Raw genomic sequence first — 21,335 nt, 5'->3', positions numbered from 1 at the left:
TCCTATCATGCCATAGTTGAGGCAAAAACTTAACCCCTTGTTGGGATATTTTGCGGGTTGTCCGAATACATTTAGGCTTGAGAGGCTGTCCGAGGGGCGCTGAGGCATATACGGGAGGGAAAAGAAGCGATGGAACAATTGAAATGGCATCAATTGGGTAAAGGGGAGCTGACGCAAGCGCTGAACAGCATCCCGGAGCAGGGGCTGGCTGCCGCTGAAGCGGCGGAAAGGTTGCAGCGGGATGGGCACAATGAGCTGACCGAGGGCAAGCGGGTATCGCCGATCATGCTGTTTCTCAATCAGTTCAAGGATTTTATGGTATTGGTGCTCATGGGCGCTACTCTTATATCAGGGCTTTTGGGCGAATATTTGGATGCGGTAACGATTATCGCCATTATCGTCATTAATTCTGTGCTCGGCTTCGTACAGGAGTTTCGGGCGGAAAAGTCGCTGCATGCGTTAAAAGAAATGTCAGCCCCGTCAGCAAAGGTTTTGCGCGGTGGGCAAATAATGGATATTCCAGCGAAGGAGTTGGTCGTTGGTGATGTGATTCTGCTGGAGAGCGGGGACCGCATTCCGGCCGATGTGCGGCTGCTGGAGGCGAACAGCTGCTATACGGAGGAATCTGCCTTAACCGGCGAGTCAGTGCCAGTCGGCAAACATGCGATGGCGATTTCCGAAGCAGAGCTGCCGCTCGGTGATCAGCGCAACATCGGCTTTATGGGTACGATGGTCACACGGGGCACCGCGAAGGGCATGGTCATTCGTACCGGAATGAAAACGGAGATGGGCACGATTGCCGAGCTGATCCAGCAGACGGAGTCGATGGAAACGCCGCTGCAGCACAGGCTGGAGCAGCTGGGCAAAATTTTGATCGCCGTCGCCATTGGCCTGACGATTATTGTTGTTGCAGCAGGAATCCTGCATGGACAGCCTGCTTATGGCATGTTTTTGGCTGGAGTCAGCCTTGCTGTAGCGGCTATTCCGGAAGGTTTGCCCGCTATTGTGACGATTGCGCTCGCGCTCGGCGTACAGCGAATGATCAAGCGCAAGGCCATCGTCCGGAAGCTGCCGTCGGTGGAGACGCTCGGCTGCGCCTCGGTTATTTGCTCGGACAAAACAGGTACGCTGACGCAAAATAAAATGACCGTCACGACCATTTGGATGGGCGGACGCCGCCTCGATGTAACCGGGCAGGGCTATGAGCCCGTCGGCGCGATTATGGAGGGCGGGGAGCCCGTCGATATGAAGCATGACGCCTCGCTTAAACGGCTGCTGCAAGTTGCGGCGCTGTGCAACAATGCTTCGATTTATCAGGTGGAGCCGGAGGATGGACGCAAGCGCAGTGGTAAAAATGCAGGGGCGGTGAAGCAGGAGTGGGTGCTGAATGGCGATCCGACCGAAGGAGCGCTCGTCGTGCTGGCAGCGAAGCTTGGCTTGACCGCCAAATCGCTGGAAGGACTGTACAAGCGAGAGCGGGAGTTCCCGTTCGATTCGGAGCGCAAGCTGATGTCGGTGTTGGCATCCCATCAAGGAGGACGCGTCATTTATGCGAAAGGCGCTCCAGATGTGCTCATGCACCAGTGCAGCTATGTGCTGTGGGACGGCAAGGTTGTGCCGTTTACAGGTACGCTTAAGCAAAAATATGCCGAGGCCAGCGAAGAGATGGCCCAGTCAGCGCTGCGTGTGCTCGGTCTCGCTTACCGTGATCTGCGGGCGACAGATAAATGCAATAGCGAGGCGGAGGCGGAGAGCCAGCTCGTATTCGTAGGGCTTACGGGCATGATTGACCCGCCGCGCCGCGAAGCGAGGGAAGCGATTGCGGTATGCCGCCGCGCAGGCATCAAGACTGTGATGATTACAGGCGATCACCAGTTGACTGCGGAAGCGATTGCTGGGCAGCTCGGCATTATGCCGCGCGGCGGCATCGCGATGAGCGGGAAGCAGCTTGAAAGCATGAGCGATGAGCAATTGGATCGTCTGGTAGACAATGTGTACGTCTATGCTCGCGTATCACCGGAGCATAAGCTGCGCATCGTCAAGTCGCTTCAGCGCCAAGGGCATGTCGTTGCGATGACGGGCGATGGAGTAAACGATGCGCCAGCAATTAAAGCAGCGGATATCGGTATTTCAATGGGGATTACCGGAACGGATGTATCCAAGGAAGCTTCCGCGCTCATTTTGAGCGATGACAATTTCGCTTCCATTGTTTCGGCCATTGAGGAGGGGCGGAATATTTATGAAAATATCCGCAAATTCATTCGCTACTTGCTGGCCTCCAATGTCGGCGAAATTATGACGATGCTGCTTGCTATGATGGTAGGCTTGCCGCTGCCGCTCGTACCGATCCAAATTTTATGGGTCAATTTGGTGACCGATGGGCTGCCGGCGATGGCGCTCGGCGTCGATCAGGCGGAGAAGGATTTAATGAGCCAGAAGCCGCGCTCGGCGAAGGAAAATATTTTTGCCCGCCGCCTTGGTTGGAAAATCATTAGCCGCGGCTTGCTGATCGGCGTATGTACGCTCGGGGCATTCTGGATTACGCTGATTGAGGCGCCGGGAAGCACGGAGCATTTGGTAAAAGCCCAAACCGTCGCGTTTGCTACACTCGTAATGGCGCAGCTCATCCATGTTTTTGACTGCCGCAGCTCGCGCTCGATTTTTCACCGCAATCCGCTGCAAAACCGTTATTTGGTGCTCGCTGTGCTATCGTCGCTCATTATGATGCTTGGCGTGCTTTACATTGAGCCGCTGCAGCCTATTTTCAAAACGGTGCCGCTTGGCCTGCGCGAATGGTGTCTCGTCTTTGTTGCAGCGGGAATTCCGACGTTCCTTATGGGAATTGGCAGCGTGCTGGGCACATCCAAGCCTAAAAACAAATCGGGCAAGCTGACGTTTGGCTCCAAAATGTCGACCAGATAACATAAAAGTACAAATGTTGATGTATTTAATGAATAGTGTTTATCCAAGCTTTGCGGTATGCTATCATTAATCAGAATCTTTTATTTATCAATGATAGCCGCGGCAAAGGAGCGTACACATATGAATTTCACGAAAATGCACGGATTAGGAAATGATTTTATCGTTATTGCGGGCGAGCAGCAACTGCCTGATAACGCAGCTCAGCTTGCTATCGAATTGTGCAACCGATTTTTCGGTATTGGCGCAGACGGTCTTGTATACATTTTGCCTTCGGAAAATGCGGATTTCCGCATGCGCATCATCAATTCTGACGGCTCTGAAGCAGAACAATGCGGCAACGCGATTCGCTGCGTTGCAAAATACGTGTATGACAACGGCTTAACCAATAAGGAGCTCATTACGATTGAAACGCTTGGCGCAGGTGCACAGGCAGTACAATTGAGAGTAGAAGGCGGCAAAGTTCAAAGCGTTCGCGTTGATATGGGCGAGCCGATTTTGAATGGCCTGGCGGTGCCGACAACGGTAGACCAGGAGCAGGTTGTGGAGCATCCGATTGAGGTTGACGGCCATGAGTTCCGCTTTACTGCTGTATCGATGGGCAATCCGCATTGCGTTATTTACGTAGATGATGCGGCTAATTTCGACTTGGCTGCATGGGGCCCCAAGCTGGAGACCCATCCGATGTTCCCGCGCAAAATCAATGTAGAGTTCGTAACGGTCAATTCCCGCGAGCATACGGAAATGCGCGTTTGGGAACGCGGTGCAGGCCCGACGCTTGCTTGCGGCACAGGCGCCTGCGCGACGGTCGTTGCTTCGGTGCTGAACGGTTACACAGACCGGACGGCAACGGTGTCGCTGAAGGGCGGCGATCTGCTCATTGAATGGAATGAAGCGGACAATCACGTATATATGACAGGGCCAGCGGCAGAAGTTTTCCGCGGCTCATTATAAGGCGGATACGGCTATGGGAGAGATGAACAGCAAACCGGATTTGCGCTCAGCAATCGCTGAGCGCATCTTAACTGGGGATGGCGCAATGGGAACCTTTCTGTATCAGATGGGGTTCCCTGTCGGCGTTTCGTATGAGGAATTTAATATTTTGCGTCCTGATGTTATTGAAAATGTTCACCGCCGCTATTATGAAGCGGGAGCACAGGTCATTGAAACGAACACCTTCTCGGCAAACTTGGAAAAGCTGTCGATTTACGGCTTGGAAGCGGAAATGGAAGCGATTAATCGTGCGGGTGTCCGCATTGCCCGCGCTGCATCCGGCCCGGATGCTTACGTAGTAGGGGCGGTCGGCTCGATTCGCGCCGGAAAGCTCAAAAACACAAGAACCGTCCGCGTCAGCGATGCATATGAGCGCCAAATGGCGGCGTTGCTGACAGAGGGCGTTGACGGTTTTATGCTTGAAACGTTTTACGATCTTGACGAAATGCTGCTGGCATTGCGAATTGCCCGCAAGCTTACGGATATCCCGGTCATCTGCCAATTCGCAGTTGAAGACGTTGGCCGTACGCAAGATGGCGTCAGCCTGAGACAGGCGTTCGACCAGCTTACCGATGAAGGCGCAGATGTCGTTGGCTTCAATTGCCGAAGCGGCCCGAACGGGATTATGCGGGCGATGAAAGCGATTGAAGGGGAAGCGACATGGCCGCTGTCCATTTTTCCGAACGCCGGTATTCCTGATTATGTGGACGGCAAGTATACGTATGCAGCTACGCCGGAATATTTTGCGGCATCTGCACGCGAATTTGCGGACTACGGAGCGCGCATTGTCGGTGGCTGCTGCGGTACGACTCCTGAGCATGTCGCTGCAATGGCAGCGGCGCTGAACCACTATTCACCGCAAAACGGTTTGCAGGCAGCTGGAGGAACAGCTATAGCGGAAGTAGAGACCATTGTTATTAATGAACAACCTCCGGTGAAGCTGGAAATTCCGGATGTACGCATGCCAAGCGAGCCGAACATCGTGGATACGGTCCGCGAGCGTCATACCGTAATTGTCGAGCTGGACCCGCCGCGCGATCTGGATATTAGCAAGTTTATGGCGGGAGCAGCAGCGCTTAAGGCATGTGGAACGGACGCTGTTACGATGGCGGATAATTCGCTGGCAGTTACGCGCATGAGCAATTTGGCGCTCGCAGCGCTCGTGCAAGAGAAGGTCGGCTTGCGGCCGCTCGTGCACATTGCCTGTCGGGACCGCAATTTGATCGGTACGCAATCCCACTTGATGGGCCTTGACGCGCTTGGCATTGACCATGTGCTTGCGGTAACAGGCGACCCGGCCCGTTTTGGGGATTTGCCGGATTCCAGCTCCGTCTATGACTTCACCTCCTTTGAGATGATCCGCATGACGAAGCAGCTTAATGAAGGCATTGCCTTCTCCGGCAAGCCGCTGAAGCAAAAAGCGAATTTCATCGTCGGTGCCGCCTTCAACCCGAATGTGAAGCATTTGGACAAAGCGGTGCAGCGTTTGGAGCGCAAAATCAAATCCGGCGCCGATTACATTATGACACAGCCGGTCTACGATCCGGCTTTGATCAAACAGGTGGCAGAGGCGACAAAACATCTTCCGATTCCTGTTTTTATCGGTATTATGCCGCTTGCGAGCGGGCGCAATGCCGAGTACCTGCACAATGAGGTGCCGGGCATCCAGCTGTCGGATGAAGTTCGCCAGCGGATGGCTGGCCTTGAAGGGGAAGCGGGGCGTGCTGAAGGCGTTCGTATAGCCAAGGAGCTTCTGGATGAGGCGGTGCTCCATTTCAAAGGCATTTATCTAATTACACCGTTTATGTTTTATGATATGGCGGTCCAGCTTACGGAATATGTTTGGGAGAAAACAGGCGTTCATCGCTAATCGCATCGAAATGAATAAGGGGAAAGTGCCATTTTCATAAATATAAGCATTTATAAGTTTCACATTTATAAATGGGCTTATATTTCACCGCGAAACGTTAGCTTTGCCGCCAGAGGACGGCGATAGTCGTTTACGCTTGAAATATAAGAGTTTATAAGTTTCACCCTTATACTCCGCTTATATTTCTCGGACTGAAACGCGCCGCGCCGCCAGAGGAAGGCGACAGCCGTTTCACCTTGGTAGAATTTGCGCTTTGCCCTTGTTCGTTGCGCCAAAATCATTTAAGATGTATACTAATGAATACTGCCTCCCTGACTGGTTGGAATAGCAAGGCGAGGACAGGCTGTCGTACAGTTCGGATGTTGTCTATACGTCCGCCTAGCGGAAAACGTATGCCCCGGACTTTTTTCGTCAACAATAATGCAATAGTTCTGCCGTTATTTGGCAGGTGGAGTGCATTCATCGTCCAAATACTTATACTTAATATCTTGTTTATTCGGGCAGTTGCACGAGGGAGACCGGAGGGGGAGCTTACTTGGCTATTAAATTAATTAATATTGGCTTTGGCAACATTGTGTCAGCCAACCGCATTATTTCAATCGTGAGCCCCGAATCGGCGCCGATTAAGCGGATTATCCAGGAAGCGCGCGACCGTCATATGCTTATTGACGCCACATATGGAAGACGTACGCGAGCGGTAATTATTACGGACAGCGACCACGTTATTCTATCAGCAGTACAGCCGGAGACGGTAGCACACCGTCTTTCCACTAAGGATGACGATAACGACGAATAGTACGGGGAGTCTTATGAATAAGGGATTGTTAATTGTATTGTCCGGTCCATCCGGCGTAGGTAAAGGGACGGTTTGCTCCGTTCTGCGGAAAAAGATGCCTAATCTCGTATACTCTGTTTCGGCGACAACTCGCTTGCCGCGGCAAGGGGAAGTTGATGGGGTAAACTATTTTTTTAAGACCCGAGAGCAGTTTCAGGAAATGATGGCTCGTGATGCCTTGCTGGAGCATGCGGAGTATGTCGGCAATTGCTATGGCACGCCGCGCGATTTCGTTGAACGGACACTGGCAGGCGGTCAGGACGTCATTTTGGAAATTGAAGTTCAAGGCGCATTGAAGGTTAAGGAAAAGTTTCCGGAAGGCGTGTTTATTTTTCTCGTGCCGCCATCCTTGGATGAGCTGAAGCAGCGCATTACAGGGCGTGGCACGGAGACGCAGGACACGATTAATCACCGGATGACGGTGGCGGAAGAAGAGATGAATCTGCTCAGCCATTATGATTATGCGGTCGTGAACGATGAGATTGAGGCGGCTTGTTATCGGATTGAGAGCATCCTTACCGCCGAGCATTGCAAGGCAAGCAAATATTTAGCGGAGCTGGGCGAGCTGCCAGCTGCAATCGAGAAAGCCTAAGCGAGGAGATGGAACATGTTATACCCTTCTATTGATGAAATGGTTAAGAAAGTCGACAGCAAATACTCGCTAGTCGTTGCAGCATCCAGACGCGCGCGCATGCTGCGCAATGGGGAAAAATCCGAGCTGAAATCGCCAAGATCGGCGAAATTTGTCGGTGTAGCGCTTGAAGAGATTTACGGCGATATCGTTGTCGTAGAATCGAAAGAACCGATCGAAGACTAGGCTGCTGGCCCTTTAGTCAGCTTATATGGCATTCAGGAGAGCAACCGTCATTTATGGCGGTTGTTTTTTGTTTTGGAAACTAGGGTATGCATGCAAACCAAATTTGGGCCATTACTCCTTACTCAGCGCTTATTTGAATCCAATCTTATCTGATGGTTCAAGGCTTAAGGTAGCTCAGCAAGCGAGTGTTGCAGGGACCATACAGCTCGGGATACGCGACCTCCATTTTTTTAGGACTGAGCTTCCGCTATTCTGGCTTTTTAGCCGATTTGAGGCCGTAAGCGGACAGGAATGCGGTTATAGCCTTCGTCATCCTATCAAAATACCGTTTGGCAGCGCATTAGCGTCTTCTGAGTCCGCGGCCACTGCCATAACGAGTGATTCGGTTGAATTAGCGGCCGCTGTGTCCGCCAAAAGTCCATGCACAAGGCTGCCTCTCCAGACGCAGCTCCTATTCATGTTTGAAGCTGAATTCAATCAGGATCAGCATCTGGCTTATTTGCGTTTGCATACACGCCCTAATGGACCATCCTTCGTGCAGGATGGTCTTTTTTCTATGTGAGGGTATTGGTGGGTCTACAAGGTGGGATTAAACATGTTATTTTTACTTTGCGTATTTTCAAGTCCGAAATCTTTGTTTTTGTTTGAAATATGTATATTCAAAGACAAACAAATATGATAGTATAAAAACAAGCAAAAACAAATATGATTTCGGAGGTTTGCAAAATGGTACAATCTTTATGGAATGCCTCTCTTGCAGCAGAAGTTGAAGCAGGTTTGGGTGAACTTGTATACCGTTCTAATATTATTGGCGCTGATCGCCGTGTATGTAACTGGGGAGGCGGCAACACTTCCTCCAAAACAATCGTAAAGGACTTCCGCGGCCGTGATGTGGAAGTAATGTTCGTTAAAGGCAGCGGCTCCGACCTTGCGTCCATGAAAGCAGGCAATTTTACTGGCCTTCGCATGGAAGACATTCGTCCATTGTTCGAACGCTCGGAAATGTCTGATGAGGATATGGTAGCGTATCTTGTTAACTGTATGATCGATTCCAAGCATCCGCGCGCTTCTATTGAAACGCTGCTGCATGCGTTCCTGCCGTTCAAGCATGTCGATCACACGCATCCGGATGCGATTATTAGCCTGTGCTGCGCAGACAACGGCAAAGCGGTTGCGAAAGAAATTTTCGGCGACCGTTTCGTCTGGGTTCCTTACGTGCGTCCGGGCTTTACCCTTTCCAAAATGATCGCGGAGGGCGTGCTTGCCAATCCGAAAGCTGAGCTTGTGCTTATGGAGAAGCACGGTCTGGTTACTTGGGGCGAGACTTCAGAGGAGTGCTACGCAAAAACAATTCAAATCATCAGCGAGGCAGAGGCTTACATTGAAGCTCGCGTTGATGAAGCGAAGCTGTTTGGCGGCGTAAAGCATGAGGCGCTTGCGGCTGATGTTCGCAGAAGCATTGCGGCACAAGTAATGCCGACGATTCGCGGTGCAGTAAGCGACGAGAAGAAAATGATTTTGACATTCGATGACGAAGCCGATGTGCTGCAATTTGTAGGCGGACAGAGCTCCGGAGTCGTTTCCCAAGTAGGCGCTGCTTGCCCGGATCACCTCGTTCATACGAAGGTTGTTCCACTGTATGTGGATTGGACACCGAACGTGGACGATGTAGAAGGCCTTAAAGCGAAGCTGAAAGAAAGCATTGCTGCCTATAAAGAGCAATACAAAGCGTATTTTGAACGCAACAAGCATGAAGGCGATGTTATGTTCGAAGCGGCTCCACGCGTTATTTTAATACCAGGCGTAGGCATGATCAATACAGGCAAAAGCTGGGCTAACTCCAAAGTCAGCGGCGCGCTTTACCACCGTGCGATTGCGGTTATTAGAGGAGCGACAGCTCTGGGCGAGTTCGTCTCGCTTAGCGAAAATGAGTCCTACAACGTTGAATATTGGCCGCTTGAGCTGTACAAATTGTCGCTTGCTCCAGCTGAAACCGAATTTTCCCGTAAAGTGGCGTTCATTACCGGCGGTGCTGGCGGAATCGGCAGCGAAACAGCTCGCCGCCTCGTTTCTGAAGGCGCGCATGTGGTGCTAGCAGACTTGAATCTTGAAGGCGCTGAGAAAGTAGCGGCGGAAATTAATGAGAAGTATGGCGAAAACCGGGCGATTGCCGTTAAAATGGATGTAACGAGCGAAGAGCAGGTTGCTGCTGCTTACGCCGATACGGCGCTTGCTTATGGCGGCGTTGATATTATTGTCAACAATGCAGGCCTTGCTACATCGAGCCCATTTGACGAAACTTCGCTCAAGGAATGGAACCTGAACATGAACGTGCTGGGCACAGGCTATTTCCTTGTCGCTCGTGAAGCGTTCAAGCAAATGAAAACACAGGGCATCGGCGGCAACATGGTATTTATCGGCTCGAAAAACTCGGTATATGCAGGTAAAAATGCATCGGCTTACAGCTCCGCTAAAGCGCTAGAAGCTCATTTGGCCCGCTGTATTGCAGCTGAGGGCGGCGAATTCGGCATTCGTGTCAACACGGTGCTGCCGGATGCTATTTTGCAAGGCTCGGCGATTTGGAACGGGAGCTGGCGCAATGAGCGCGCAGCAGCTTACGGTATTGAGCCGGATCAGCTGGAAGAGTATTACCGCAAGCGTACGACGCTGCTGGTTAATATTTATCCGCGTGATATTGCCGAAGGCATTGCTTTCTTTGCTTCATCGAAATCGGAGAAGACGACTGGCTGCATGCTGACGATTGACGGCGGCGTACCAGCAGCGTTTACCCGCTAATTTTATTAGGAGAGATGCGGATATGTATAAAGCTCAGGGAGAAAAGCATTGGTTTATACCGGACGGTTACATTCCAGAGACGAGCTCCGGCTCGCTGCCCAGCCATGAGTCCATCTGTGTGCTGAATACATCGTCGGAAGAAGCGCTGCTGCGGATTACGATCTTTTTCGAAGACCGCGACCCCATGACCGATATTCTTGTGGTGATTCCTGCCAGACGTACGAAGCATGTCCGCACCAGCTCCTTAGGCAAAAACGGGACGCCGATTCCAATCGGCGTTCCATATGCCATCGAGCTGCAAAGCGACATTCCGGTCATTGTACAATACAGCAGGCTGGATTCTACGCAAGCGGAAAATGCATTAATGTCAACGATGGGCTATCCTATTAAATAAAATCATATTTTATAATGGAAAGGGTGTTTGAACATGTCCGATCGCGCGTATCAGCTATTGGAAGAACAGCAGAAGGCCAGAGGTATTAATTTGGATGCCATCAAAGAGCAATTGAAAACGCTTAAAATTGAAACGCCTTCATGGGGCTATGGCGATTCAGGTACGCGCTTCAAGGTATATCAGAAGGAAGGCGTTCCACGCACGCCATTTGAGAAAATCGAAGATGCAGCGCAGGTTCACCGTTATTCAGGCCTAGCGCCATCGGTTGCGATTCATATTCCTTGGGACAAAGTGGACGATTACGGCAAGCTGAGAAGCCATGCGGAAAATCTTGGCCTCAAGATTGGTGCGGTTAATCCGAATTTATTCCAAGAAGATGAATACATGCTCGGAAGCGTGACGAATGCGAATGAAAAAATTCGCCGCAAAGCGACGGATCATTTGCTGGAATGTGTGCAGATTGCGAAAGAAACAGGCTCGCGCGATATTAGCCTATGGTTCGCAGATGGCACGAACTATCCGGGGCAAGGCGATATTCGCAAGCGTAAAGCATGGATGCAGGAATCGCTTTCCGAAATGTACCGTGCGCTTGATCCTCATATGCGGATGCTGATTGAATATAAATGCTTTGAGCCGGCTTTCTATCATACCGATCTGGCAGATTGGGGCATGTCGTATAATTTGGCGATGAAGCTGGGACCGCAGGCAGAAGTGCTTGTTGATACGGGGCATCATCTGCAAGGCGCGAACATTGAACATATCGTCGCTTACCTGATTGACGAGAAGCGTCTGGGCGGCTTCCACTTTAACAGCCGTAAATATGCCGATGATGATCTCATCGTCGGAACGACGAATCCTTATGAGCTGTTCCTGATTTTCTATCAAATTCTGCTAGCTAGCAAAGATAATGATGAAGCGATTCGCAACAACGTCAGCAATATTGCGTATATGATTGACCAATCGCACAGCATTGAACAGAAAATTCCAGCGATGCTGCGTTCGGTATTGAACGTACAGACGCAATTCGCGAAAGCGCTGCTGATCAACCATGATGAAGTGACAGATGCGCAAAACAGAGATGATGTGCTTGGCGCTGAAGACGCCGTTCGCAAAGCGTTTGAATTCGACGTAACGCCGCTGCTGCATGCCGTTCGTCAGGAGCAAGGCTTGCCGCTTGATCCAATGCGCGCATATTTGGACAGCAGCTATGGCAAGGATATTCTAGCGAGAGGCAAGGGCGGTGCCAGCTGGTGACCATTCTTGCTTACGATTTAGGGGCGAGCAGCGGAAGAGCGCTGCTTGGCCGCCTCGTTAACAACAAAATCGAAGTGGAAGAAATACATCGGTTCTCGAACGATCCGGTACAAGTGGGAGAGCGTCTGCATTGGGACGTTCTTCGCTTGTATTATGAGATCAAACAAGGCTTGGTTAAAGCCAAGCAGTTGAAGGTAGAGCCGCAAAGCATCGGTATTGATACGTGGGCTGTAGATTTTGGCCTTATTGGAAGCAGCGGCGAACTGCTCGGAAATCCTTATCATTACCGCGACCGTCATACGGATGGCATGATGGAGAAGGTTTTTACGGCGATTCCGCAGACGGATATTTTCGAGCGGACGGGCATTCAGTTTTTAAGCTTTAATACGATATATCAGCTCGCTGCAATGCAGCAAAATGGATCGCCGCTGCTGCGTGAAGCCCAGCATTTTCTAATGATTCCAGATTTGCTGCGGTATTATTTGACGGGCGATATGCTTAATGAGTTTTCCAATGCGACAACGACCCAGCTGTTTAATCCGCTAACCGGAGATTGGGACGGCGAACTGATTGAACGTCTTGGATTGAATCGCAGCATGTTTGGCCAGGTCGTTCAACCAGGAGCAGACGCTGGCCGTATTCGTCCTTCCGTAAGCGCCGAGCTTGGCGTTGGCAATATTCCGGTTATCGCCGTTGCCGAGCATGATACAGGATCTGCAGTTGCAGCGGTGCCAGCGCTTCAGAGGCCATTCGCGTATTTGAGCTGCGGAACCTGGTCGCTGATGGGGACAGAAGTAGAGCGTCCAGTCATTAACGAGACAGCCTACCGCCTGAACTTTACGAATGAAGGTGGCGTAGACGGTACGTTCCGCCTGCTCAAAAACATTATGGGCCTCTGGATCGTGCAGGAACTGAAGCGCGAATGGGATCAAGCGGGGAACGTCCAATCCTTTGCAGAGCTTGTCAAGCTGGCGGGAGAAGCGAAGCCTTTCACTGCTTTCATCGATCCCGACGCTGCGGTATTTTTGCCGCCAGGCGGCATGGAAGCGCGCATTCGCGCCTATTGCGAGTTGACGGGGCAGCAGCTTGATCGCAGTCCGGGCGCAATTGTGCGTTGTGTATTGGAGAGCCTCGCGTTAAAATATCGTTATGTGCTGGAATTAACCGAGCAGCTTTCCGAGCAGCAGTTTAACGGTCTGCATATGGTTGGCGGCGGCATTCAGAATAAGCTGCTATGCCAGTGGACGGCTAATGCCATCGGCAAGCCGGTATGGGCAGGTCCGGTTGAAGGCAGCGCAATCGGCAATATGATTGTGCAATGGATTGCCCGCGGCGAGCTGGCCGATATATGGGAAGCGCGCAAAGTGATTCGGGATTCCTTCGAGGTAGAGCATTACGAGCCAACGGAGCAGCAAGCATGGCAGGAAGCTTACGGCCGGTTTACACAGGTGACGGGGCTGTAGTTTTTTGAAAGAAAGGAGGGCGGCTTATGCTGGTTGCGGAGCGTTATGAAAAAATCGTACAGCTGGTGAATGACAGAGGCAGTATAAGAGTGTCCGAGCTCAGCGAGCTATGCGGCGTAACGGAGGAAACGATACGGCGCGATTTGGATCGCTTGGAGCAGGCAGGCAAGCTGCGGCGTTCGCACGGCGGCGCGGTGAACGTGAAGGATCAGCAGCCGGAGACGCCCTTTACCGAGCGGGAAATTACCCATGCGGAGGAAAAAAGGCAAATTGCACAGGAAGCGATTAAGCTTATTAAGCCGAAGGACCGAATCGTACTCGATGCCAGTACAACGGCTTGGTATATGGCCTCGCATTTGCCGGATATACCGCTCACGGTATTGACCAATTCCATTAAGGTCGCGCTGGAGCTGAGCACGAAGGAGAAGATTGAGGTTATCTCCACCGGCGGGCTTCTCGCTTCACGCTCGCTGTCCTACGTTGGTCCGCTTGCGGAACGCTCGCTTGATGCGTATTACGTCGATAAACTGTTTTTATCGTGCAAGGGCGTGCATTTGGAGCGGGGGATCAGCGAATCGAGCGAGCTGCAGGCGCGCATTAAGCTGAAAATGATCGGCATTGCCGATCAGGTCGTATTGCTGGCTGATTCCAGCAAGTTCGGCGTACAAGCTTTTACGCAGGTAGCAGAGCTGAGTGATGTCCATTCTATTATTACAGACAAACGGATTGGTGCGGATACCGTTGCCGAGCTGAAAGCAAGGTCAATGGATTTGACGATTGTGTAAGGCGGCGTTCTAGCAAGCGGGATTTGTCAAAAGGTAATGGAAAGTGTTGGGAGTATGCAGGTTCTTTCCAGACGTTTTGCAGTCCCGCCTGCTTTGTCCAACTTGTCTGACAACCTGATATTATACATTTGTTATTCATCAGAGCAAAAGAGGTGCTAAAGGTGAAAGTATCCTTATTTATAACATGTTTAAGTGACGCGATGTATCCCAGAGTCGGCGAAGCGATGGTTCGGCTGCTTGCGAAATACGGCGTACGGCTTGATTTTCCAACGGTGCAAACCTGCTGCGGCCAGCCAGCCTTCAACAGCGGCTATTGGAAGGAAGCGCGGGAATCAGCGAAGACGATTTTGGATGCTTTTGAGGACAGCGATTTTGTCATTTCGCCTTCGGGCTCCTGCACAGGGATGATTCATCATTATCCGAAGCTGTTTGAAAATGACCCCATTATGCTTGCGCGAGCGAATAAGCTTCAGCAGAAGTCTTATGAATTCACCCAGTTTCTCGTTCAGGTGCTAGGGGTGAAGGATGTAGGCGCGGTGTACCCGCACAAGGTGACCTATCATCCATCGTGCCATGGCAGCCGCCTGCTTGGCATCAAGGAAGAGCCGATGGAGCTGATGCGGCATGTCAAAGGGATGGAGCTTGTGCCGCTGCCGTTCGCAGAGGACTGCTGCGGGTTCGGGGGAACGTTCGCCGTCAAGATGGCGGACATTTCTGGCGCAATGGTGACAGAGAAGGCGGACCATGTGCTGGAGACGGAAGCAGAGGTGCTCGTCGGTCTTGATCTCGCCTGCCTGATGAATATCGCGGGAAATTTGCGCTACCGCAATGAACCCGTGAAAGTGATGCATTTGGCTGAGCTATTGTATGAAGGGGTGAAGCAGGCATGAGTGCACCAGCAGGAACGAAAGTGCCGCCTACGGTTAAAGGCCGGGCAGATCTGGCGTTAAATGACGAGTTTTTGCGCAAGGCCGTTAAATTTACGACAGAGCGTTTGCGCAACGGCAAGCATGCGGCTACAGCCGAGCATGGCAACTGGGAAGATTGGCGCGAGCGCGGACGGCAAATTCGTCTGCATACGATCGCCCATCTGGACTATTATTTGAACTTGTTCGCTGACAATGCGCGGGCGAATGGCGTTCATGTGCATTTTGCTTCGACAGCGGCCGAGGCGGTGAAAGTATCTCTGGCGATCGCCAAGCAAGTAAAGGCCAAATCAGTCGTAAAATCCAAGTCGATGGTAACGGAAGAGCTGCATCTCAATCATGCGCTGGAAGAGCTCGGAATCGAAGCGATCGAAACCGATTTGGGCGAGTATATTATTCAGCTGGCTGGCGAGACGCCTTCGCATATTATTATTCCAGCCATTCACAAAAACCGCTTTCAGATCGCGGAGCTGCTGTCCAAGGAAGCGGGCGAGACGCTTGAAGCGGATACGACGATATTGGCGGGCTTCGTCCGCAAAAAACTGCGGGAGAAGTTTCTTGAAGCCGACATCGGCATGACGGGCTGTAATTTTGCAATTGCGGAAACCGGGTCGATGGTATTGTTTGAAAATGAAGGCAATGCGCGTATGGTGACGACGGTGCCGAAAACACAAATTACGCTGATGGGCATGGAACGGATTATTCCTTCCTGGTCGGATCTTGAAGTGATGGCGACGCTGCTGCCGCGTTCAGCGACCGGGCAGAAGCTGACGATGTATATGTCCGGCATTACTGGACCTCGCCGTGATGTGGATGCTGATGGGCCTGATGAAATGCACATTATTATTGTAGATAATGGGCGTTCCAACCAGCTTGGCGACCCTGAGTTTCAGGAGCTGCTCAATTGCATTCGCTGCGGCGCCTGCCTCAATGCTTGTCCGGTATACCGCCACATCGGCGGTCATGCCTATGGCGGGACGTACAGCGGACCTATTGGCGCGGTGCTCACGCCCGCGCTCCAAAAAAATGTCGGCGACTGGGACGATATCGCCAACGCCTCCAGCCTATGCGGCGCCTGCTATGAAGCATGCCCGGTCAAAATTCCGCTGCATGAAATGCTCATTTATTTGCGCAGACGCAAGCAAGAGGGCGGACATCGCGATTTGGCAGAAGCGGGCGGCATGAAAGGATTTTCGGCCATTATGGGCAATTCGGGCCGCTTCAAGGGCGTAGTCAAGCTGGGCAAGCTGGGACAGCGGCTCGTTGCACGCAATGGTGAAATTCGGCTTAAGCTGGGGCCGCTGAAGGGCTGGAACAGCTATCGCGTCACGCCAAGCCTGCCGAAGCAGTCGTTCCGCGATAAATGGGGCACGCTCGAGGAGGAGCTTCGCCATGGTCTGAATGAGCTGAGTCCAGATGCACGCAGCCGGATGGAGCAGCTCGTTCGCAACAGAGAGCAAAATGGAGGAGGGCATGGGCATGGCTGAACAGACGCATGAGCAATGGCTGGAAGAGCTTGCAGCAGATTCCCGCCGCAAGCAGGATGCTTTTATGAATGATATCGCAAATAAGCTGCGACGTCCGCGTGTACTAGAGAAGCCGGTGCACCCGTTCCGCGGTGCCCCGGACTTCTGGCAGGAATATGAATGGACGCTGGAAGAGCGGATTGAACGGTTTACAGCGAATTTTCATAGCAATGGCGGTCATGTCAGCAATTTTTCTACAATGGACGAGGCCAAGCAATTCATTAAGGATAAGGCGACGGAGCTTGGTGCGCGGTATATCATTAGGCAAAACCAGCCGGAGCTTGCCGGAATGAAGCTGGAGGAAGCACTTCCTAACGTAAGCCTAAGCGTATGGAATAGCGATGAAAATGAAAACTGGAAAGCGCGCGCGGCAGAAGCGGATTTTGGGGTTGTTGTGGCTGATTATGCGGCTGCCTATACGTCATCTATTGCGGTTTTGTCCGGAAAAGACAAGGGGCGTTCAGTAAGCCTGCTCCCAACCGTCCTAATCGTCATTATTCCGCTTGAGCGGTTGAAGACGAAGCTTGGAGAGATTTTAATTCCTCTGGATGAAGCGGGCCGCGAAAGCTTGCCGGCAGGCATTCATTTTATTTCGGGGCCAAGCCGCTCGTCCGATATTGAAAACGACCTGACAATTGGTGTTCATGGTCCCGGCGTCGTTTATGCGCTGCTGGTCGGATAGGTTTTAGATTTATTTTTTAAGCGGATTTAGGAAAAGGAGGCGGCTGGCTTGCAAGTAACGAAGCTGACAAAGCGGAACCATTACGAGGAAATAACGGCGCAAATTAAGCGTTTGATCGTAGATGGGGAGCTTAAGGTCGGAGACAAGCTGCCTTCCACTAAGGAGATGTCCGAGCGCTTTGGGGTAGGGCGGTCTACGACCAGAGAGGCGCTCAGTGCGCTTAAAGCGATGGGCCTTATTGACATTCGCCAAGGCGGCGGCTGTACAGTCATAAGCACGCTGCCCGCGGAGTTTGAGCTGCCCGAGCTCCAATCGCTGCGTATGAACCGCCAAACCTTATTGGAGCTGCTGGAGGCGCGCCAATCGTTCGAGGTATCGAATGCTGCTATCGCTTCTTCGAAACGGACGGCGGACGATCTGGCCGTGCTGAAGGAGCTTGTCGTCCAAATGAAGGCAGCTGCGGGCAATGATCTGGAAGGGGAACGCACCGACCTGCTATTCCATTTGACGCTTGTTAAGGCGACGCATAATACGATTTTGGTACAGCTTTTCGAGACGGTCATGAACCAGGTGGAAACCGCCATTCGCGAAATTCGCAGGGTGGAGCTGTATGCGAACCGCTCGGTTGCGGAGCAGCTTTACGAGGAGCATTTGGCCATTTATAAGGCGGTTGACGCGCAGGACGCCGAGGCGGCGTCGCTGTCGATGCGGCAGCATCTGCATCACGTCGAAAGCATTTTGATGAAATATGTTTGAGCAGCAGCGGCAGTTCTGACGAGACAATCGTTCAGGGCTGCCGCTTTGCCATTTAAAGCAGCTTTTCCATATGCACACACGCCACATGCTCCCCGGATGAACGGAATTTTAATGAGATATTGAAAGGCTTATAGCCAAGCTTTTTGTAAAAAAGCTTGCCTCTCGTATTCGTGCTATGGCATAGGAGATGCAGCTTCTTTATGTTTAATTTTTCCTTGGCGAGCATTTCTATCGTTTCGATCAAAAATCCCGCCGCTCCCTTGCCTCGATAATCAGGGGAGACAATGACATTTCCCAGCCAGCAGTCGTTGCTGTCATCCTTGTAAAAGTTGGCGTAGCAGACAACACTCTCACCATGTGTAATGACGGTTGGCTCCAGCCGGTTAGGAAGATTTTTCAAAATTTGCTCAGGTGTTAAAGGGTAGGCGGCCGACGGAAACATATAAGGTGAAACGGCTCTCGCCTTCCTTTGGCGGCGCGGCACGTTTCATTCCGAGAAATATAGAGAAGGTATCGCGTAATGCTATACTTTCCTATATTTTAAAATAATTCATCTTCGTTTTGTGGAAAGATAAATTTCCCCATTTCAAAAAATATTTTTACATATGTTTTAATTATTATGTATTCCCTTTTAAAGGGCTAGATGAAGATGGCAACTATCCATATGGACAGAGAGATAGGGATTGAGCCACATAGCCATCAAGCTAAGAAATTAATACACCCCCAAAACGAAAAAAAGCTATTTTTCTTAAATAAAGGATAGCTTTTTTCGTTTTGGGGTAGTCGAAGATTTTAGCTTGATGGGCATGTGGCGGTACTCCTATCTGAATGGATGGGGGTAGTCCCCATCACATTAGAAGATTGGCTAACGTTCCTTGAGACTCCGACATGCAAAAAGGAATACCATTCTATTTGTATGAAGCCCGGTAAAGACGGCGAATCTTCGGTCCAGAAGCTGCGGAGGGGATTTACGGATTGTAACGGTGAAGAGGGGATGTCTTGGAAGTAGGTTCTTCTACTTTTAAGTCATCCCCTCTTTTTTTATTCCTGGTTTTTCTTGCGGTGGTAGTGCTGATTTACTTTGACGCGATTCCCGCACTTGTCCATGCTGCACCAGCGGCGCTGCTGATTGCGGCTGCTATCGTAGAAGAACAGGATGCAGGCATGATTCTCACACTTCTTGAGATTAGCCAGTTTGAATGTCGTGAAGAAGAGGCAGGCCTCTTCCAGGAACAAGGCGGGCAGCTGTGTGATCTCGTAGTTTCTGACAGTGGTGAATGGACGTTCCTGATCGCCTGCCTCGATTTGATAATAACTGCGGTAACGCGCCAACTCTTGATTGAGAAAAGTGACGATCGAGGCCGGAATGGATTGTTCCTGAATGATTTGGGTAAATGCCTGTTCAATCCGGCTGCGAATGATCAGGATCTTTTGAATGATGGTGTCCTGCTCGTCAGGGGTAAGCTCCTCTCGATCACTTATCACCCATTTCCGTCTGTCGGCCTGCTCCAGCCAGCTCATCAGATGACCCCAAGACTCGATGAGCTCTGTCCGGATTCCTTTGACATTCTTGCGGGTGTTCACAAAATCAGTTGTAAAGTGATTGCCTACAAAAACAAATGCGGGCTTATCTATGGTTGATCCAACTCCTTCTCTGTGCTCCTGTTTTAATTCTAACCGCTAAATTAGCTATTTACAAGTTATATAATATTGTGTATTGTAATGCCTGTAAGATATTTTTGGTGGTTAGGGGATATGGAAAATGAGATTGGGACACATTGGTTTGAATGTATCGGAAATAGAAAGATCGGTTCGATTCTATACGGAGGTATTGGGCTTTACACTGCGGAATCTATCGGAGGAACCCGGAAGAAAATTCGCACTGCTTGGCGATGATCAGAAGAATCTGGTCACCTTATGGCAGCAAAGTGAAGGAAGCTTCTCCCCACGGCTGCCGGGTCTGCATCATCTGGCCTTTGAAGTGGATTCGGTTGATTCCATTAAAGGATATGAGGAAAAATTGAGAGCGAACGGAGTTCCCTTCATCTATGATGGGATGGTTGCTCATACGGAGGGCGGAGACTCCGGCGGGATCTTCTTCGAAGATCCGGACGGGATCCGGTTGGAGATTTATGCGCTGCTGGGTGTGGGCTGCCACGCGCACACGGCGACGGAAGGGAAAGCTTGTGGTTTCTTCTGATGCACTATCATCCGGGCGAAATTCAGGTTCAGGAACGGGCGGGTGTAAGGGACATCGCAGCACGCAAAAATAACATTTACAGTGAGATTCCGCTAGCGGCGAAGACGTTCCTCGAAAGCCAGCCTTTTCTGATACTTGGCGCAGCAGATGACGATGGAGCAGTTTGGGCTTCCGTATGGTTCGGAACCCCCGGATTCATCAAGGTAGAAGACTCTCAGCATGCCATTATTAACGGTCTTCCTGATTCCCAGGACCCCATCTCACTCTGCCTGTACCCCTCCAATCCGATCGCAGCCATTGCAGTCGACTTCGCCACCCGGCGCCGCATGCGCTTGAATGGCCGAATTGGGGAGATCCAACCGAACGGGTTTCAAGTTAGGGCAGAGCAAGTCTACTCCAACTGTCCGAAGTACATCCAAGCGCGTGAATGGACCCTAAGAGAAGGACCGAGCGTTGAACCGATAGCTCAGGCACTGGAGACGCTCTCTGAAGAAGTGGTGACCCTGGTGAATAAAGCGGATACCTTCTTCATTGCAACTCAACATCTTCAGTATGGTACGGATGTATCCCACCGCGGGGGTATGCCGGGATTCGTAAGAGCCGAGGATGACCGGACGTTGGTGTTTCCGGATTACAGCGGCAATGCGATGTTTAATACGCTTGGGAATGCAGTCTGTTACCCGCAGGCAGGGCTGTTATTCATGGATTTTGACTCGGGCAGCCTTATTCAATTGACGGGAACGGTCGAGATTCTATGGGATGTGACTCCATTCGCCCACTGGTTCCAGGATGCCCAGCGGATCATCCGATTTCATCTGGAACGGGGAATTATTACGAGTCATGCGATGTCTCTAAGCTGGAGAACCGTACAGTACTCCCCTGCTAATCCGAGCGTAGTTGTGGAGTCCTAGTTGATCGGCATGAACTTTCACACCCCAATTCTGCAGCGTCGCCTTACCTTCCACGCTTAACACATAATCTTTTCCTTGTTCCTCTAAATAGTTCATATTGGATCGGCTACACTTAGTTGGACAATAAAAATGAGGGCTTGTAGAATAAACCTATCATCCTAAGGAGCGGATCTCTACAATGCCAAAACAACGACGCACGTTTACAGCA

The 21,335-nt window shown here is 51.2% G+C and carries 19 protein-coding genes; 17 read left to right on the top strand and 2 right to left on the bottom strand.

The window, feature by feature from the left end; genetic code table 11:
* Positions 1-129 precede the first annotated feature (129 nt).
* The 15 genes from AC6B99_RS29010 (at position 130) to AC6B99_RS28940 (ending at position 18,016) form a co-directional block, all read left to right on the top strand.
* Positions 130-2,922, top strand: a complete 2,793-nt coding sequence (locus AC6B99_RS29010) for a calcium-translocating P-type ATPase, SERCA-type (protein WP_496664844.1) — start codon at positions 130-132, stop codon at positions 2,920-2,922.
* Between the two features lie 120 nt (positions 2,923-3,042).
* On the top strand, positions 3,043-3,873 hold the full coding sequence (gene dapF / locus AC6B99_RS29005; protein ID WP_056038606.1) for a diaminopimelate epimerase: 831 nt from the start codon (positions 3,043-3,045) through the stop codon (positions 3,871-3,873).
* Positions 3,874-3,886: 13 nt separating this feature from the next.
* Positions 3,887-5,782 (top strand): bifunctional homocysteine S-methyltransferase/methylenetetrahydrofolate reductase, encoded by a 1,896-nt coding sequence (locus AC6B99_RS29000; RefSeq protein ID WP_496664843.1) that lies wholly within the window; start codon positions 3,887-3,889, stop codon positions 5,780-5,782.
* A 535-nt stretch (positions 5,783-6,317) separates the two neighbouring features.
* Complete coding sequence (gene remA, locus AC6B99_RS28995; protein ID WP_005548256.1) at positions 6,318-6,578, top strand: extracellular matrix/biofilm regulator RemA; 261 nt, start codon at positions 6,318-6,320, stop codon at positions 6,576-6,578.
* Between the two features lie 13 nt (positions 6,579-6,591).
* Positions 6,592-7,209 (top strand): guanylate kinase, encoded by a 618-nt coding sequence (gene gmk / locus AC6B99_RS28990; RefSeq protein ID WP_099520798.1) that lies wholly within the window; start codon positions 6,592-6,594, stop codon positions 7,207-7,209.
* 15 nt (positions 7,210-7,224) lie between these two features.
* Positions 7,225-7,434, top strand: a complete 210-nt coding sequence (gene rpoZ / locus AC6B99_RS28985) for a DNA-directed RNA polymerase subunit omega (protein WP_056038602.1) — start codon at positions 7,225-7,227, stop codon at positions 7,432-7,434.
* Positions 7,435-8,160: 726 nt separating this feature from the next.
* Positions 8,161-10,230, top strand: a complete 2,070-nt coding sequence (locus AC6B99_RS28980) for a bifunctional rhamnulose-1-phosphate aldolase/short-chain dehydrogenase (protein WP_056038596.1) — start codon at positions 8,161-8,163, stop codon at positions 10,228-10,230.
* Between the two features lie 22 nt (positions 10,231-10,252).
* A complete protein-coding gene (locus AC6B99_RS28975) occupies positions 10,253-10,624 on the top strand; it encodes a sensory rhodopsin transducer (protein ID WP_056038593.1) in 372 nt (123 codons plus the stop codon).
* 33 nt (positions 10,625-10,657) lie between these two features.
* Positions 10,658-11,878, top strand: a complete 1,221-nt coding sequence (gene rhaI, locus AC6B99_RS28970; protein ID WP_496664842.1) for an L-rhamnose isomerase — start codon at positions 10,658-10,660, stop codon at positions 11,876-11,878.
* Complete coding sequence (locus AC6B99_RS28965; protein ID WP_496664841.1) at positions 11,875-13,341, top strand: rhamnulokinase; 1,467 nt, start codon at positions 11,875-11,877, stop codon at positions 13,339-13,341. The genes rhaI and AC6B99_RS28965 overlap by 4 nt, the downstream gene beginning before the upstream one ends.
* Before the next feature lie 26 nt (positions 13,342-13,367).
* A complete protein-coding gene (locus tag AC6B99_RS28960) occupies positions 13,368-14,126 on the top strand; it encodes a DeoR/GlpR family DNA-binding transcription regulator (protein ID WP_056038584.1) in 759 nt (252 codons plus the stop codon).
* Positions 14,127-14,287: 161 nt separating this feature from the next.
* Positions 14,288-15,016 carry a (Fe-S)-binding protein gene (locus tag AC6B99_RS28955; RefSeq protein WP_056038581.1) on the top strand — a complete coding sequence of 243 codons (729 nt, stop codon included), beginning with the start codon at positions 14,288-14,290 and terminating at the stop codon, positions 15,014-15,016.
* The gene (locus AC6B99_RS28950; RefSeq protein WP_056038578.1) at positions 15,013-16,539 is read left to right on the top strand and encodes a LutB/LldF family L-lactate oxidation iron-sulfur protein; all 1,527 of its coding nucleotides are present in this window, start codon (positions 15,013-15,015) and stop codon (positions 16,537-16,539) included. Before AC6B99_RS28955 ends, AC6B99_RS28950 begins: the two co-directional genes overlap by 4 nt.
* A complete protein-coding gene (locus AC6B99_RS28945; RefSeq protein ID WP_496664840.1) occupies positions 16,532-17,260 on the top strand; it encodes a LutC/YkgG family protein in 729 nt (242 codons plus the stop codon). Before AC6B99_RS28950 ends, AC6B99_RS28945 begins: the two co-directional genes overlap by 8 nt.
* A gap of 48 nt (positions 17,261-17,308) precedes the next feature.
* A complete protein-coding gene (locus tag AC6B99_RS28940) occupies positions 17,309-18,016 on the top strand; it encodes a FadR/GntR family transcriptional regulator (protein WP_496664839.1) in 708 nt (235 codons plus the stop codon).
* Positions 18,017-18,068: 52 nt separating this feature from the next.
* Here AC6B99_RS28940 and AC6B99_RS28935 read toward each other — a convergent pair whose 3' ends face one another.
* Positions 18,069-18,458, bottom strand: a complete 390-nt coding sequence (locus AC6B99_RS28935; RefSeq protein WP_496664838.1) for a GNAT family N-acetyltransferase — start codon at positions 18,456-18,458, stop codon at positions 18,069-18,071.
* Positions 18,459-19,057: 599 nt separating this feature from the next.
* Positions 19,058-19,651 carry a CGNR zinc finger domain-containing protein gene (locus tag AC6B99_RS28930; RefSeq protein ID WP_327204934.1) on the bottom strand — a complete coding sequence of 198 codons (594 nt, stop codon included), beginning with the start codon at positions 19,649-19,651 and terminating at the stop codon, positions 19,058-19,060.
* Between the two features lie 127 nt (positions 19,652-19,778).
* Between AC6B99_RS28930 and AC6B99_RS28925 the strand changes: the two genes are divergently transcribed.
* Positions 19,779-20,216: a VOC family protein gene (locus AC6B99_RS28925; RefSeq protein ID WP_056038567.1), complete on the top strand. Its 438-nt coding sequence runs from the start codon at positions 19,779-19,781 to the stop codon at positions 20,214-20,216.
* A complete protein-coding gene (locus AC6B99_RS28920; protein WP_496664837.1) occupies positions 20,201-21,127 on the top strand; it encodes a pyridoxamine 5'-phosphate oxidase family protein in 927 nt (308 codons plus the stop codon). The genes AC6B99_RS28925 and AC6B99_RS28920 overlap by 16 nt, the downstream gene beginning before the upstream one ends.
* The last annotated feature ends 208 nt before the right edge of the window (positions 21,128-21,335 follow it).

It is taken from the genome of Paenibacillus liaoningensis (assembly GCF_059609455.1).
The sequence above is the reverse complement of the archived record's forward strand: the minus strand, read 5'-3'. Positions and strand labels throughout refer to the sequence as shown.

Excerpts from the sequence above, each read along its gene's own strand:
- AC6B99_RS28950 (WP_056038578.1), top strand. The coding sequence starts at position 15,013 with ATGAGTGCACCAGCAGGAACGAAAGTGCCGCCTACGGTTAAAGGCCGG.
- rpoZ (WP_056038602.1), top strand. The coding sequence starts at position 7,225 with ATGTTATACCCTTCTATTGATGAAATGGTTAAGAAAGTCGACAGCAAA.
- AC6B99_RS28945 (WP_496664840.1), top strand. The coding sequence starts at position 16,532 with ATGGCTGAACAGACGCATGAGCAATGGCTGGAAGAGCTTGCAGCAGAT.
- gmk (WP_099520798.1), top strand. The coding sequence starts at position 6,592 with ATGAATAAGGGATTGTTAATTGTATTGTCCGGTCCATCCGGCGTAGGT.
- AC6B99_RS28925 (WP_056038567.1), top strand. The coding sequence starts at position 19,779 with ATGAGATTGGGACACATTGGTTTGAATGTATCGGAAATAGAAAGATCG.
- AC6B99_RS29000 (WP_496664843.1), top strand. The coding sequence starts at position 3,887 with ATGGGAGAGATGAACAGCAAACCGGATTTGCGCTCAGCAATCGCTGAG.
- AC6B99_RS28935 (WP_496664838.1), bottom strand. The coding sequence starts at position 18,458 with ATGTTTCCGTCGGCCGCCTACCCTTTAACACCTGAGCAAATTTTGAAA.
- AC6B99_RS29010 (WP_496664844.1), top strand. The coding sequence starts at position 130 with ATGGAACAATTGAAATGGCATCAATTGGGTAAAGGGGAGCTGACGCAA.
- AC6B99_RS28980 (WP_056038596.1), top strand. The coding sequence starts at position 8,161 with ATGGTACAATCTTTATGGAATGCCTCTCTTGCAGCAGAAGTTGAAGCA.
- rhaI (WP_496664842.1), top strand. The coding sequence starts at position 10,658 with ATGTCCGATCGCGCGTATCAGCTATTGGAAGAACAGCAGAAGGCCAGA.
- AC6B99_RS28975 (WP_056038593.1), top strand. The coding sequence starts at position 10,253 with ATGTATAAAGCTCAGGGAGAAAAGCATTGGTTTATACCGGACGGTTAC.
- dapF (WP_056038606.1), top strand. The coding sequence starts at position 3,043 with ATGAATTTCACGAAAATGCACGGATTAGGAAATGATTTTATCGTTATT.
- AC6B99_RS28960 (WP_056038584.1), top strand. The coding sequence starts at position 13,368 with ATGCTGGTTGCGGAGCGTTATGAAAAAATCGTACAGCTGGTGAATGAC.